The sequence below is a fragment of the Aliiglaciecola sp. genome, assembly GCF_039982535.1.
Classification (GTDB): Bacteria; Pseudomonadota; Gammaproteobacteria; order Enterobacterales; family Alteromonadaceae; genus Aliiglaciecola.
This window is the reverse complement of record NZ_JBDWYG010000046.1, coordinates 54780-69878: the sequence shown is the minus strand read 5'-3', so window position 1 is coordinate 69878 and position 15099 is coordinate 54780. Positions and strand designations below refer to the sequence as shown.

The 15099-nt window shown below is 40.1% G+C and carries 9 protein-coding genes and 4 tRNA genes; 9 read left to right on the top strand and 4 right to left on the bottom strand.

What is annotated here, in order from left to right; genetic code table 11:
* Window positions 1–82: 82 nt before the first annotated feature.
* Window positions 83–646 carry a DUF1415 domain-containing protein gene (locus tag ABJV04_RS15630; RefSeq protein WP_348492503.1) on the bottom strand — a complete coding sequence of 188 codons (564 nt, stop codon included), beginning with the start codon at window positions 644–646 and terminating at the stop codon, window positions 83–85.
* Window positions 646–1500 carry a bifunctional methylenetetrahydrofolate dehydrogenase/methenyltetrahydrofolate cyclohydrolase FolD gene (folD, locus tag ABJV04_RS15625; RefSeq protein ID WP_348492502.1) on the bottom strand — a complete coding sequence of 285 codons (855 nt, stop codon included), beginning with the start codon at window positions 1498–1500 and terminating at the stop codon, window positions 646–648. Before folD ends, ABJV04_RS15630 begins: the two co-directional genes overlap by 1 nt.
* A 208-nt stretch (window positions 1501–1708) precedes the next feature.
* Between folD and ABJV04_RS15620 the strand changes: the two genes are divergently transcribed.
* From ABJV04_RS15620 to ABJV04_RS15595, 6 genes are all read left to right on the top strand, one after another.
* Window positions 1709–2350 (top strand): hypothetical protein, encoded by a 642-nt coding sequence (locus tag ABJV04_RS15620; RefSeq protein ID WP_348492501.1) that lies wholly within the window; start codon window positions 1709–1711, stop codon window positions 2348–2350.
* Window positions 2351–2401: 51 nt separating this feature from the next.
* On the top strand, window positions 2402–2662 hold the full coding sequence (locus ABJV04_RS15615; protein ID WP_303474429.1) for a DUF5062 family protein: 261 nt from the start codon (window positions 2402–2404) through the stop codon (window positions 2660–2662).
* Window positions 2663–2849: 187 nt separating this feature from the next.
* Window positions 2850–2926: transfer RNA gene (locus ABJV04_RS15610), tRNA-Pro, on the top strand.
* A 26-nt stretch (window positions 2927–2952) separates the two neighbouring features.
* Window positions 2953–3029, top strand: a tRNA-Arg gene (locus tag ABJV04_RS15605).
* A gap of 136 nt (window positions 3030–3165) precedes the next feature.
* Window positions 3166–3241: transfer RNA gene (locus ABJV04_RS15600), tRNA-His, on the top strand.
* A gap of 3 nt (window positions 3242–3244) precedes the next feature.
* Window positions 3245–3329 (top strand) — tRNA-Leu (locus tag ABJV04_RS15595).
* Between the two features lie 119 nt (window positions 3330–3448).
* On the opposite strand, the gene ABJV04_RS15590 is transcribed toward ABJV04_RS15595, so the two are convergent.
* Window positions 3449–4378, bottom strand: coding sequence for a type II secretion system protein N (locus ABJV04_RS15590; RefSeq protein WP_348492500.1), 930 nt, complete (start codon window positions 4376–4378; stop codon window positions 3449–3451).
* A gap of 364 nt (window positions 4379–4742) precedes the next feature.
* On the opposite strand from ABJV04_RS15590, the gene ABJV04_RS15585 reads away from it, so the two are divergent.
* Window positions 4743–6830 carry a S8 family serine peptidase gene (locus tag ABJV04_RS15585; protein ID WP_348492499.1) on the top strand — a complete coding sequence of 696 codons (2088 nt, stop codon included), beginning with the start codon at window positions 4743–4745 and terminating at the stop codon, window positions 6828–6830.
* 145 nt (window positions 6831–6975) lie between these two features.
* Window positions 6976–10257, top strand: coding sequence for a two-component regulator propeller domain-containing protein (locus ABJV04_RS15580; RefSeq protein WP_348492498.1), 3282 nt, complete (start codon window positions 6976–6978; stop codon window positions 10255–10257).
* Window positions 10258–10373: 116 nt separating this feature from the next.
* Here the strand turns inward: ABJV04_RS15580 and ABJV04_RS15575 are convergent, their stop codons facing one another.
* A complete protein-coding gene (locus tag ABJV04_RS15575; RefSeq protein ID WP_348492497.1) occupies window positions 10374–13313 on the bottom strand; it encodes a sigma 54-interacting transcriptional regulator in 2940 nt (979 codons plus the stop codon).
* Between the two features lie 446 nt (window positions 13314–13759).
* Here ABJV04_RS15575 and tig point away from each other — a divergent pair, with 446 nt between their 5' ends.
* The gene (gene tig, locus ABJV04_RS15570) at window positions 13760–15070 is read left to right on the top strand and encodes a trigger factor (RefSeq protein WP_348492496.1); all 1311 of its coding nucleotides are present in this window, start codon (window positions 13760–13762) and stop codon (window positions 15068–15070) included.
* Window positions 15071–15099 lie beyond the last annotated feature (29 nt).

The window sequence follows — 15099 nt, the reverse complement described above, 5'->3', positions numbered from 1 at the left end:
AGTGAACACACCACCTAACATGTCTTAAAGCTCTTTTTCGGTGCTCCAACACTTTCGTCACTTTAATTAGTTTTTCACACCTTTAATTTTTCATACAAGAAAGCAGTAGGGCGTTAAGTGCGTTTGTACCCATACTTTGCGCTTTACGAATATTGTCTTGGGGAATTTGTTCAGGGTGTTTATAAGCCTTAATTGCTTTTTCTAAACTGGCTTCTCGTAACAGGTGGATGGTCGGGTAGGGGGATCGATTGGTATAATTTGCTGCAGAATCTTCCGGCTCTCCATCAAACACATATTCAGGGTGGAAACTCGCCACCTGGTAAACCCCTAAATAGTCATTTTCTTCTAACCAATATTGGGCTAAATCAAGTACGTCTAAATAACCAAAAAATGATTTAAAGCCGTTGGTGAGTATAATGAGTGAGGTTTCAATCTCCGCATTTTCATCTAATAACTGGACTTCTTGAGCAAATAGCTTGAGCACATCTTTGCTTTTTTTCGACTCACTATAGGCATAACGAATGGCGTTGCGTTGCACTTCTCGTTTGGCAAATGGACAAAAATTTAAGCCGATAACTACCTGATCTAACCAAGCTTTGGTCTCTTCAATAGCTTGGTTACCCAGTTGTTCATTTGCGCTCGTCACTAGCTGCGGTACTTCACATAGGCTTCTAAGGTGTTTTCAATCAAACTGGCCACAGTCATTGGACCTACACCGCCAGGAACCGGAGTGATCCATCCAGCACGTTCCTTCGCAACGTCGAATTCTACATCGCCAACTAGAGTGCCGTCTGCTTGACGATTAATTCCCACATCAATAACGATTGCACCGGGCTTAATCCAATCGCCAGGGATGAATTCGGCTTTGCCAACGGCGACCACCAAAATATCGGCCCTTTGCACGTGACTTTTTAAATCTTGGGTAAATTTATGACAAGTGGTGACGGTACATCCGGCTAACAATAACTCAAGGGACATGGGACGACCGACGATATTCGAAGCACCAACTATGACTGCGTCTAAGCCTTTTGCTGGCCGTTTTGTTGATTCGATTAGGGTCATTATACCTTTTGGTGTGCAAGGGCGTAGAGCAGGCATACGTTGCACTAAACGTCCAATATTGTAAGGGTGGAAACCGTCTACATCTTTATCAGGACGAATGCGTTCTAGTACCTCTTCAGCATTTAAACCAGCAGGTAAAGGTAATTGCACCAGGATACCGTCGACTTCAGCATCCTGGTTGAGTGTATCAACTAATTCCAACAGCTGTTGCTGAGTAATATTCGCTGGTAAATCATGGGCTTTATCAACAAAACCAACTTCATCACAGGCTTTACGTTTATTTGCAACATACACGCCCGAGGCTGGATCGTGCCCCACCTTGATGACTGCAAGACCGGGTGGTCTTTTTCCCGCGGCCGTAATGGCTTCTACTTGAGAAGCGACGTTTTCTCTTACCTGCTTGGCAATTGATTTTCCGTTTATCAGTTGTGCTGTCATGTGTTTAGCTTTTAAATCTTCAGATGCGGTTATTGTCCCATAACCTTGCTTGGCCAAGCAATCGTGAGTTGATATTAATTATGCCTAGTTGTTAGGTAGACAGTAATTATTCTGGGGATAAGCAGGATTTGCCATAGAACTCACGTATAATCCAATTATGTTTAACTGAAATGGTTTAAATAACCAATATTAGAATAGGGTATTTCCTTTGCAACTTACTGGTGTAGAAATTTTTGGCTATTGTGCATCTGCTTTAATCGCGTTTTCGTTAACTCGAGACTCAATTGTACGGCTTCGTTGGTATAACCTATTTGGTGCATCTTCATTTTGCATCTATGGAATTATTATTGGCGCTTCGCCTGTGGCCTTTCTGAATGGTTTTATTGCAATCACCAATATTGTTTATTTACGTAAAATGCTAATGCAAGCCGAGCAACACTTCTCTGTCTTAGAGGTGAGTATGCCCTCTAACTATGTGGATTTTTTCCTTGATTATCATCGTCAAGACATTGAATTTCACTTTCCTCGTTTTTTCAAAAAAATGCAGCAGGAGAATCGTCGCTTTTACTTTATGATGGAAAATACAGAAGTGGCAGGGTTACTTTCTGGTTACCCAGACGAAAATAATCACTTTATTGTTGATTTTGATTTTGTCATTCCAGCCTATCGAGATTGTCGAATAGGGCACTTTGTGCTGGGACAAGGACAGCGTTTAAAGACTCAGTTTGACTATGCTGATGTTTATGCAAAAGCTGACAGCTTGAAACATGAAAACTATTTGGTGCAGTTGGGTTTTTCCCCAAAGAAGAATGGTATATGGTTTTATCCTGATTCAAATAAAAGTGTTTAAATTTACTAACCCAAATAAACACAGTGTCTATTTCTGATGTAAGGAATTACTTTGAAGAAAATAAAAAATGAGCAGCAATTACTAAAAATGGCGATTAGTGTTGGCGAAACCTATGCGAAGAATCGTGGGTTTGACGGTTTCAGTGAAACCATGGGACAAAAAGAGAAAGTTGAAATTATCTATCGATTGTTAGTGAACGATAAATTAATAGCGTCCTTGGGAGAGGATTCTGAAGATTTGCTCAGTATGAAACATAGATTAGCGATATGGATAAAAAATAAACTACCCGCTGATCATGCTTTGTTAAAATGATTTTTTCGGTTTTATGCTAAATCGCCCTTTTTCTAGTAAGTGAGCATATAAAAAGCATATTTTATAGACTAATTGTTTCATAATTAGCCAGTTAGAAAAAATCTATAAAAAAGTATTTGACGAGGTTAGGGCAAGTGGGTAATATGCGCCCCCTCGAAGCGATGAGGTTTTTATCGCAACGATTGTTCGGTGAGTAGCGCAGCTTGGTAGCGCACTTGGTTTGGGTCCAAGGGGTCGCAGGTTCGAATCCTGTCTCACCGACCATTTTTTTGCTTGTTCAGATTCGTAGAGCGTCCGTAGCTCAGCTGGATAGAGCACCCGCCTTCTAAGCGGGTGGTCGCAGGTTCGAATCCTGCCGGACGCGCCAGCGGAACGGTTGGATATGAATTTGATATCTAGTGACACTTTTTGATAATTTATTTTTGACGAAAGTGAAAAGAGTGAACAGATAGTTATTTGTCTGGCAAGTAAAAATAAAGTAGTGTAAAAAGAGTAACACAGTGGTGGACGTAGCTCAGTTGGTAGAGCCCCGGATTGTGATTCCGGTGGTCGTGGGTTCAAACCCCATCGTCCACCCCACTTGCGGAAGTGGTGGAATTGGTAGACACGCTGGATTTAGGTTCCAGTGCTTCACGGCGTGAGAGTTCAAGTCTCTCCTTCCGCACCATTGTTAGTTTCTATCTTTTAGTATTATTCAAATACTGTTAAATCGTAATTATTCCCTTTTTTTATCTTCTGTATCTTTACAATGTTAATTGTTAAACATCCTTGTTTATCATCCAAATTCTAATTTCTTTGAATATTTAGGTTTTCAGACGGAATATCCAAATACAAACTAATTACCTGACCACCTCGCAATACGCTGAACATCAGAGTTTGTGCAGTGGGAAGTAATGTTTGAACGGCTTCAAGACCTTCTTCAGTGGTAATATCGTTACCATTAATTTTTTGTAAAACATCTCCTGGTTTGAATTTTGCGCTTCGATAGAGTTTGGGGTTCATCCCTGGAAGCACATTGAAACCTGCAGATATGTCATTGTTGTCGAAAGGTGAAATAGTGATAATGTGCTCTAATCGCTTAGGACGGTTACCAATTGATCTGGCTGTGTCTTGGTTATTGGTATTGTTATCATAATCTTCGGTTAGATTATTAGTAGCGTTTGCTGTTGCTGAATTGTTATCCCCTGACGTTGTCCCTCTGAGTAATAAAACTTGCCGTTGACCTTCATTTAACAATATCACTCTATCATTTTTGATTTCTTGAATAACCGCGTTGGTGTAAGCGATTTGATCATCAATAAAGTAAGTGCGAACTTGTAAGCGAGATTCAATGGTTGCTGAAGCTTCCATATCCACATCACTTGCCACTACACCTATTAATGAAATATTCAACGAGCTAGGGGGTAACCCTTCCAGATCTACTTCGCTAACTCCGCCTTGAACATTAGGGCTACTCGTTTGTTGATTTACTAACTGCTCAGAGGTATTTAACAGCTCATCTTTGACCTCATCCGAAAGCTCAACGGGTTGGTGATTGGATGGACCAAACATGATATAGCACAACGCGGCTATAGCGATAAACAGGAAAGAGAGAATAAGTTTGCTATTACTCATGGAAACAACTCGTGAGTGGGATGTTATTGTCGTATAGGCAGGATACCCATCACTGGCTTGGTTCTCAATGCCTAATTTAATACTCCATTTAATCAGCTTCACGCCATTTCTGACTGTTTGTCAAAATACCTTAGCTTAAAAACCTCGATATTTTTATCGTAAGCCAATAGCGCATTAATTCAATACTAAAAAATCTGCGTGCCCATTTACCTAAATATCATTTAGCTAAGTGCTGGAAACCCAATTAGAAGGTAATTTAATTAGACTGATAGATGTGACTTAAAAATTGAACCTTTGTTTTTATATTAATTCAAAATTTAAGTTTACGATTCATATTTTAAGTCTAGAAGATGGGTCGAATTAATATGTACTTTAAAAACAGTGTTTTACGATTTATTTTGAAGTTGGCATAGCTTGTGCACTTACATGGCTAGAGATTAAAATTTATCCGAAGTGGAGTGATAAAATGAGTTTTTTTACAGATAAGAGAACATTGTTAGTTGGAGCCCTTTCCTTCTTTAGCAGTGTTTCAGCAGTGATGCTGACAACTCAAGCCAACAGTAGCAGCGTACCTTTCTTCACTGAGTCGGGCAATACCCCACAAATGGTGGTTAACCAGAATGTAGCAAAAGAGCAATCTTATATACTTCAAGGTTTAGGTCGCGATGCTTTAGTTTCTGCGGTAGAACGCGTTGGCGGAGCTGTGGCTAGAGAATTCCCTATTATTAACGCAATTAGTGCCTACTTAACTACTTCACAAGTAGATGAGCTGGCCAATATTTCCGGACTGAACGTCACTGCAGATAGAAATGTGATGACTATGGCTAATAGCAACGGTAAATCAGCAGATGCTGCAGGCCAAGTTAAAAAGTTCGCTATCGACAATAATATTGCTACTCAAACCCAAGCAGATTTGTTGCATGAAAAGGGCATTACTGGAAAAGGCATAACTGTAGCCGTATTAGACAGTGGCACATTAATGGGCGGAGATCAGGGTAAATACTTATTGCAAAATCAATATGAACGCTCACGTGCGTTTTATAAATATGATGCAATCAAAAGTAGGAAGAATCGAGTTTTAAACGATGACCAAAATGGTCATGGTAGCCACGTTGCCGGCATTATCGCTAGTAGCCTTAAAACGGATGAAGGTAAATTTAACGGTATTGCTCCGGATGTTTATTTACTTTCAGTTAAGGCGTTTGATGCATCAGGTAATGGCAGCTACACAGACGTGTTAGATGGATTAAATTATATCTACCAGAACCGTAACCGTTATCGTATTCGTGTGTTGAATTTGTCTATGGGCGCTAGTGTACAATCGAATTATTGGAGCGACCCGATTAACCAAGCTGTAATGCGGTTATGGGATGCCGGTATTGTAGTGGTAACCTCAGTAGGTAATACAGGCTCTGATTATGCGACTGTAACTGTGCCTGGAAATAATCCTTACATTATCAGCGTTGGCGCATTGACTGATAGTTATACACCTGACGATGCAAGCGATGACCGTATGACAACCTTCTCGTCGAAAGGACCATCGGTAGAAGGATTTGTTAAACCTGAGATCGTCGCTTTTGGTGGCCACATCGCTTCTAAAATGAACAAAAACTTACTTAAAAATAAAAACTTTGTTGAATCTGAAACAGGCGAAGACTACCACTTAGTTTCTGGTACATCGCAAGCCGCAGCTGTGGTAACTGGCACAATAGCTCTTATGCTGCAGTACAACTCTAGCTTGTCGCCAGATGATGTGAAGTGTCGCTTAATTGATTCTGCAACGGCAGTTAAAGATCCTTCTACAGGTGAGTATTACGGTCCATTTACTCAAGGTGCTGGTCTAATTAATGCCTATGCCGCAGTAACAAGTGACGCCTACGGTTGTGCTAACGTTGGTTTAGATATTGAGGCTGACTTGAACGGAGTTGCTCACTTTAAAGGTCCAGCTCGCGTAACTGAGGAAGGTCAATTACTACTAGCCCTTGGTAATGGTGGTTTTGTAGCTGAAGGCTCTATTTGGGATGGTACTAATAGACTTGAAGGTTCTATTTGGGATGGAACTAGTAGACTTGAAGGTTCAATTTGGGATGGTTTAAGTTCTATTGAAGGATCTATCTGGGACGGGACTACTGCTCTACAAGGCTCAATCTGGGATGGTTCTACAACTATTCAAGGATCAATTTGGGACGGGTCTACTGCCATTGAAGGTTCAATCTGGGATGGTTCTACAATACTTGAAGGGTCTATCTGGGATGGGTTTTCTGTACTAGAAGGTTCAATTTGGGATGGTTCGACCGCACTTGAAGGATCACTTTGGGACGGTTTATCAAGTCTTGAGGGCTCCATCTGGGATGGCACCAATAGACTGGAAGGTTCAATCTGGGATGGTTTATCTGCAATTGAAGGTTCAATTTGGGACGCGTTATCTTCCATAGAGGGTTCTATATGGGACGGCAACATGTCGATTGAGACTGTCGATCAAACCTTATTAGACGAATCCGTTGTAAACGATGATCAAGAAACCAATAAATTGCTAGATATTGATTTAGATTAATCAACAACGAGTTACTAGGAAATCAAGCTGCATTCATTGAATGCAGCTTGGCTGTTTTTGATAAAAGCGTGTTAAATTTAGTTGCTCAAGCCTTATGGGGCATCTAAGATGCTCCGGCATTCAACATTTAGGATAAAATGGATTTATGAAGTCATTGATGCCAGTTAAACATTTAACATTGCAACTAGTCCTTGCTTTAGTAGCAATAATTAGTGCTTTTAACGCGATAGCAGACAATGAAAATATTAAATTTCAACGGATTACCCTAGATCAGGGGCTATCCCAAGAAAACATATTAACTGCATTTCAAGATTCCGAAGGTTACATGTGGTTTGGTACTCAAGAGGGACTGAACCGCTATGATGGTTATCAATTTAAAGTATTCACTTACAGTTCAAGAAGTAAAGATTCCTTAAGCTCAGATTGGGTGTACTCAATCATCGAACCCCAAGAAAACGTGCTATGGATTGGTACACGCAATGGCGTCAACGTTTTTGATAAAGGTACACAAACCTTCAAGCACTATCGATTTCAGGCGAATGATAGCAGCAGTATAAATTCCGATACGGTCAGAGTATTGTTCCACTCGTCGAAAAACCAAATTTGGTTAGGCAGTGACAAAGGATTAAATATATATAATCCAGCAACCGATGATTTTACAAATGTGCCAATTACCGCTGATGAATCAAAGCAATTTATCATTCAAAGTATTGCCGAAGATCATCAAGGCAATTTGTGGGTAGCTGCTTCGGGGCTAGGAGTTATCAAACTTGATACCAGTACCAACCAGGTTCTCGTCGATGCTGTCGATATGAATAGTCTTACTGGTATTCAATCTGAACAAATAAAAACCCTAACGGTAGATAACCAGCAAAGGCTTTGGTTAGGTGGCGACAATGGTGTAACAGTTATTAGGTTTTCGCCAGAAGGGGATGATGCTCCAAAGGTATGGCGACCTGAGGCCTTGGTTGATCAAAAAGTCAGTCATATATACCAAGATCGCAGTGACCGAATTTGGTTTGCAACCTCAGATGGTCTGTTCAGGTTGGAAAACGACAACCAGACTTTTTTGCATATTAAGCCTGAAAAGCAAAATCCCTACAGCCTTTCTGATGGCAAGCTAAACTATTTATTTCAAGACCGAGGCAATGTGTTTTGGGTCGGTAGTATTAAAGGTTTGAACAAATGGAATACGGCAACTTCGAACTTTGATCATATCCGAGAGGGAGCTGATAAGTCGAAAAGCTTAAGTGGAAGTTACATCAATACGTTTTTTGATGGTAAAGATAATGATGTCTGGATTGGTTCAATAGGCGGTTTAGATCGCTTAAATGTGGAAACCGGCGATATTCAACATTTTGTAGCCGATGAAAATGACAATAATACGTTACGTAGCAATACTGTTATGTCGCTGTTTTCTGAAAATGGTGATCAGCTTTATATCGGTTATCAAGATCAGGGTATGAGTAAACTTGATACTCGAACAATGACCTTTACTCATTATGCAGCCGATAAAACAAACCCTCAGGCTTTGTCCGCACCTGGTGTCACATCGATTAAATCAGCTGGGAATAACAAGCTTTGGCTCACTACTTTTGGTGGTGGGTTGAATCTGTTCGATATTAAAAGCCAAACGTTTACACGGTATTTATCCGATGACACCGACTTGCAGACTTTAGGCAGCAACAGGTTAATGACCCTTTACAAGGCCAAAAATGGTCTATTGTGGATTGGTACTTGGGGAGCCGGCTTAAATATATTCAACCCTACCACGGGCACAGCTATGCGGATCCCAAATAATGTGGACGATCCAACCTCTTTAGGTAGTCAAGAAGTCTGGACGATTTTTGAAGACTCAAAGGAAAATATTTGGATTGGTACTCGAGGCGCTGGTGTTGCAAAACTTTCCGCTGAGAATCGAAAGTTGGGTAAATTTGAGTTCGAACGGATTTCTCGTTATGAAGGTCTACCGAGTAGCAGTGTTTTTGGCATTCTAGAAGATGAGTCTGGGTTTCTATGGTTGAGCACTAATCGAGGTATTAGTAAGCTGGACCCTGATACCTTTGAACTTCTAAATTATGATAGCTCCCATGGTTTACAAGGTAATGAGTTTAACAATGGGGCCTATTACCGCTCAAAAAGTGGCAAACTTTATTTTGGTGGAACCAACGGGGCAACCTCATTTTATCCTTCACAAATTGCGCCTAATCAACATGTTCCTCCGGTTGTTCTAACCAAATTTCAAAAGTTGAATGAAGTCTTTGCATTGGACTCTTCTGGACAAAAAAGTAACCACATTCAAATTTCCCATAAAGATTATTTAATTGCTTTTGAATTTGCCGGGTTAGATTTTGCTTCACCAACCAATAATCGTTATTTATATAAATTGGAAGGTTTTGATAATGACTGGATTGAAGCAGGGGATATTCGTAAGGCTACGTACACCAACCTGCCGGCAGGAAATTACTTATTTAGAGTGAAAGCATCAAACAACGACGGTATTTGGAATGAACAAGGTGCAGATGTGGCCCTTACCGTGCTGCCCGCACCTTGGTATTCATGGTGGGCTTATACTATTTATGGTTTATTGATTCTGGGCGCTGTGTATTTAGTCTATCGCTCTTATATTAACAAGTTGGCGAAAGAAGCAAACTATCGTCATGAACTTGAGCTGGAAGTGAAAAGTAGAACGACAGAGTTACGCGAAGTGAATGAGCAGTTACTCAACGCAAGTGTCACCGATCAATTAACTGGGCTGCATAACAGACGCTATTTAAACAGTATTGTAGAGCAGCAGTGTGCGAGTGTTTTCCGTGATTTTGAACAATCTCTCAGCTCCGGGAAGTTCGACGCGGACAGCGGACCAAGACTGTTTTTCCTGATGTTTGATTTAGACGGCTTCAAACCCATTAACGATACCTATGGTCACGATGCTGGTGATAAAGTAATTTGTCAGGTAAGTGATTTGTTGAAAGCGGTATGCCGCAAGTCTGATACCGTAATACGATGGGGTGGGGACGAATTTTTAGTGATGGGCAGAGTTGAGGAAGTTAAGGAAATTGAGCTTTTAGCTGAGCGTTTAAGAAGCAAAATAGCCGGTTACGGTTTTGACATAGACCTCAAGCAAAAAATGCATCTTTCTTGTTCAATTGGCTATAGTATTTATCCGTTTTCTCATCATTACCCCGACTCGCTAGGTTGGGAGCAGGTGCATCTATTGGCAGATAATGCTTTGTATAAGTCCAAAGAATCTGGGCGTAATCAATGGACTGGAATTATACAATCAAAAGAAATGCCACCTGTAGGTATCATGAATACATTGACCCAGAATATCGATAACGTCATTGATGAAGGTTATGTACGAATTGTACAAGCAAACCTAACTAAAGATTCTAAAATTCTAGATATTAAATCGCGCCGTCGATAAGATTATTTGAAGCTAAATTGTGTTTCAATTTAAACTAGCTAGGCGTTACCTGCATATTACAAGCCGTGCATTTTTTGCGGGGTATCGTTAGCTGCGATTTTTAGGTTCAAAGGTTCTCAATCAGCATTATCTAGTTCACGTTTTAGCTTATAAAACGTAGGTTCGCTCACGCCTAACATTTCAGCCGCTTGAGCCATGCTATAAACCGGAGTATGTAAAATTGCTTCTAGAACAAGTAATTTTATCTTGGCCACACAATTGGCTATGTGAACATCTCCGGTAGCAATGGGCATCAATACTTCACTAAATTGACTCCAATCCGCAGGGCGTTCTAATGAACCATCATCTATGTCCTTTAGGATTTTATCGACCTTTCTGCGGGCTGTACTTTGCGATATGGATAATCTAGCAGCGGTTAGTCGCATCTTGCGGTCAGTCGCTAAATAGGTTTTTAAAATTAATTCATCTTCAATCCAGATGCCAAAGGGAGCATTAAAGAACTTAGGATGTTGTCCTGAGGTGGCCAACATCTGTTTGAATACGTCTAACAACTCAGAAAAATACAGCTCGGGATTGAGGGTTTTTGCAGAATACTGTTCATTTGGCTGCGCAATTTCTGAAGATTGAGCTGGCGTAAAACTAGGCTGTTCAAGGGCGGCCGGTTTTATGGATGTTTTACTCTGGTGGTGAGAAGTCAACGACGTATTTTGGGGTTGGTCAATCTTTTCAGGTTGGGAAGTGACGTTATGAGTCGTTGAGTTTTCGAAACCATTATCATGAATATTCAATAGCTCCCAATCGATAGTATTGCTCTCACTAAGCAGTGTCGCTTGCATCAAACGATTTTCTAGCTCACGAATATTTCCGGGCCACGGATAATGCATCATTTTTTCAAGTGTTGCTGGTGCTAAAGTGCGCTTTTCAACTTTAAATTGTTCAGCAAACTTCTTCAAAAAGTGAGTTGCCAATAAAGCAATATCTTCGACTCTTTCCCGTAAAGGCGGATTATGTAGGGTCAGAACATTCAATCGGTAGTATAAATCTTTACGAAAGTGACCCAAATCTACTTCTTGCGCCAAATCGCGATTGGTAACCGCAATAATTTTCACATCAACATTGATGACTTTATTTCCGCCTACGGGGGTAAAGTGTTTTTCTTGAACAAAGCGCAACAGTTTAGTTTGCATATTAAGGGGCAGTTCGCCAATTTCATCTAAAACCAAAACGCCGCCATTGGCATCTAACACTTTTCCTGACGTTGTATTTTGGGCTCCGGTAAACGCTCCTTTAACGTGCCCAAATAACTCAGACTCAATTAAGGTTTCTGGAATAGATCCGCAATCTACTATCACCAAGGCTTTATCTTTGCGGTTTCCCATTTGGTGTAACGCATTGATTAATCGTTCTTTACCCGTGCCACTTTCACCTGTTACTAACACGGTTGTATCGGTTAGCGCTGCACGTTTAGCATGGCGCATTAAGTTTTCCATAGCCTGAGAGCGATAAATAATACTGCTGACTTGTAGACCTTCTTTTAATTGCGCCAATTCAATTTGCAGTTGTTCGTTTTGACTTTCTAATTTTCGATTCAACTCCTCTTCTAAACGACTTCTGCGCAGCGCTTTACCGAGTTGTCGAGTCAAACCGGACAGAAGAACCTTGGTATCGTGCTTCACTTCAAATCGTTCTGCATTCCCACAAATGAAAAAGCAATCTTGGGTTTCAATTTCTAGGGGCAAAACTAACAGAAGTGCATTGCCCATATATCGCTCTGAGGGCTTTCGACTTTCTATCGCTACTTTTTGCATTTGCTTGATTTCAGCTAAAAATGCACGGTCCTTATTCGTCAAGGATATTGCGTTATCATCAGAATCTATTGAATATTTAAATTCACTTTGGTTCTTCTCTTCATTGCTCACTATCCCGGCACACATAAAATCGAAGGTTTGGGCTAAACGTTGCACCACACTTTGAGATAATTGTGAAAAGTTAAACTTGTCAGCTATTAATGAGGATATATCCCATAATAACAACATGTTACGGTAATCAGTGACAGTGTCGGCAGTGAAAATTCCACCTAAGTAATTAAATTGTTGCTGATATAAATTAAAATCATCTTTGTGCCAGGTAATTATCGAAGGCTGATTTTCTTGTTGGGCAACTTTTAACGCCTGATCCGCGCGATTTATTAGCGTGTTAGCACTCTCACTTTCGCTACCTACTTGTGGATTGTGCTCGACAATTGCTGCACCTAAATCGAAAAGCAAGTTGATTGCGCCATCTAAATATTGTTTTTGTTGTAAACTTCGCTGTAGTTTTTTTGCGAGGCTGGCGACATCGGTTTGTTCATTAACAGGAAATGCAACCCCGAAAAGTGCGCCACCAAATCGACATAAAATGTCTCCGTCACGTGTAATATCATTGAGGTTACTTGCAATCTCTTGAATGACGTTATCACCAAATTGATGCCCAAATTTTTTATTGATTTGATGAAAATCAATACAGTGAACCATCACCAAACCAATGGAATAAGATTGACTAAGTTGAGCAATTTTACTTTGCAGAACCGACCTAGAGCATAAATTAGTGAGCGGGTCTGACAACAAAAACACATAGTCACTGATTAATTTGCTTTGCATACCGGCTGAAACAATTAACTGTTCAAACGCCGCATATGTTGAGCTTGACTCGTCTAAATTATTGTCAGGTTGTACTAACCAAGAAGGTAAAGTGTGACTAAATTCTATTTTTATAAAATAAAACTGATCGCGGTTAAAAGGCTTTATGGGAGTGCGACGAGAAGGCGTTGGTTTTGACAAATTAGCATCAGTGTCATTATAACCTAAACCGGCTATGTTAGTGGAAACTAAATCAGAGGCTTGAATTAGTATGGTTTTTTCATCTAACTGTTTGAATTCAATTTCTTTTTCTGTTGATACCCGTATTGGTTGTTTAGCATTATATAAACTAATTTCAGTGTTTGAGAGTTGCGGTATGGGATCAACGGAGCTCGCTGATACGCGATCTGATTTCCAATTAAATTGGGGATGAAACATACTTATATGTTTCGCACCAGAAATCGTTAATATGCATCGTAGATGATGCAATAGCATATCTTTTGGGTTCAAATTGGGCTCGGGAATATAGTCACTTTTCTGAATTTAATATTCCACATATTAAGCAGTTATGCAATCAGGGGAGGGTTTCCCCCTGAGGTGAAAATTTTAAGGGGGAGCGCCTTGGTTTTTCGAACAATTTTAGTACACATATAAATCAGCCCATTTAAATTAATTTTTGCCCTCGACTATATAACTCTCAGCCTGTATACTGTCGCGTCTTTTTTAACCGAGGTGGACCAACTAGGTCCGCACCATACGGCAGTATTGGTATCTAAAATAGCCTGTTGTTTTTACATTAAATAAATACATCAAACTAAAACGTTATTTATCAGTTGCTGCGAGTTCGAATTACGCGTTATGTGACGCATAGTTGAGGAATAATAATGCAAGTTTCAGTCGAGACGACTCAAGGCCTAGAGCGCCGTTTAACCATATCTGTTCCTGCTGATTCTATTGATTCAGCAGTAAAGTCACGTTTACAGCAGTTGGCTAAAACCCAACGTATTAATGGTTTCCGCCCAGGAAAAGTGCCAGTCACTGTAATTAAAAAACGCTTTGGTCAAGCGGTTCGTCAAGAAGTAGCTGGTGAAGCCATGCAACGTAACTTCTACGAAGCAGTGGTACAAGAAAAATTGAACCCAGCGGGTATGCCTAGCTTCGAAATGAAGAAAGATGTAGACGGTGAAGATCTAGAATTCGTTGCTTCTTTTGAAATTTATCCTGAACTAGAAGTTCAAGGTATCGACAAAATTGAAATCGAAAAGCCGGTTGTTGAAATTAACGACAAAGATCTTGATAACATGATGGATACTTTGCGCAAGCAACACGCTGACTGGAAAGAAGTTAAGCGTAAAGCGAAGAAAGATGATCGAGTAACTATCAACTTTGTTGGTACTATCGATGGTGAAGAGTTCGACGGTGGAAAAGCTGAAGACTTCCCTCTAGAGCTTGGTAAAGATCGTATGATTCCTGGCTTCGAAAAGCCACTTGTTGGTGCTAAGAAAGGCGAAGAAGTTGTTTCTAAAGTCACTTTCCCTGAAGATTACCATGCTGAAAACCTTAAAGGTAAAGATGCAGAGTTCACTATCACTGTCACTAAGGTTGAAGGTTTAGAGCTACCGAAAGTTGATGAAGAGTTTGCTAAATTGTTCGGTATCGAAGACGGCAATATTGAAGATCTTAAAGTAGAAGTTCGTAAGAACATGCAACGTGAACTTGATCAAACTCTTAAAGCTAAATTAAAAGAAGATGTGATTTCTGGTTTGCTTGAGCAAAACAGCATTGAAGTTCCTAAAGCACTTCTTGACCAAGAAATTGAAGCTTTACGTGAACAAGCTAAGCAACGTTTCCAACAACAATCAGGTGGCAACACTGCAAATATGCCTGAATTACCAGCTGATTTGTTTGAAGAAAATGCTAAACGTCGCGTTTCAATTGGTCTTATTTTAGGCGAAATCATTAAAACCAATGAAATTAAGGTTGATGACGCAAAAGTTGAGCAGTTAATTGAAACTACTGCTTCTGCTTACGAAGATCCATCAGAAGTCATTGAGTACTACAAAACAAATAATGAATTACTACAGCAAATTCAAAACGTTGCCCTTGAAGAGCAAGCAGTTGAGTTGGTTCTAAGTCAGTCTAAAGTTAAAGAAGTCGACACTGCTTTTGACGATATCATGAACAAACAACAGTAATTTAAGCCTTTGGTAATTGACTTCAATAG

Bases quoted from the DNA above. Each gene is read 5' to 3' on its own strand.
- ABJV04_RS15585 (WP_348492499.1), top strand. From the start codon at position 4,743: ATGAGTTTTTTTACAGATAAGAGAACATTGTTAGTTGGAGCCCTTTCC.
- folD (WP_348492502.1), bottom strand. From the start codon at position 1,500: ATGACAGCACAACTGATAAACGGAAAATCAATTGCCAAGCAGGTAAGA.
- ABJV04_RS15575 (WP_348492497.1), bottom strand. From the start codon at position 13,313: ATGTTTCATCCCCAATTTAATTGGAAATCAGATCGCGTATCAGCGAGC.
- tig (WP_348492496.1), top strand. From the start codon at position 13,760: ATGCAAGTTTCAGTCGAGACGACTCAAGGCCTAGAGCGCCGTTTAACC.
- ABJV04_RS15580 (WP_348492498.1), top strand. From the start codon at position 6,976: ATGAAGTCATTGATGCCAGTTAAACATTTAACATTGCAACTAGTCCTT.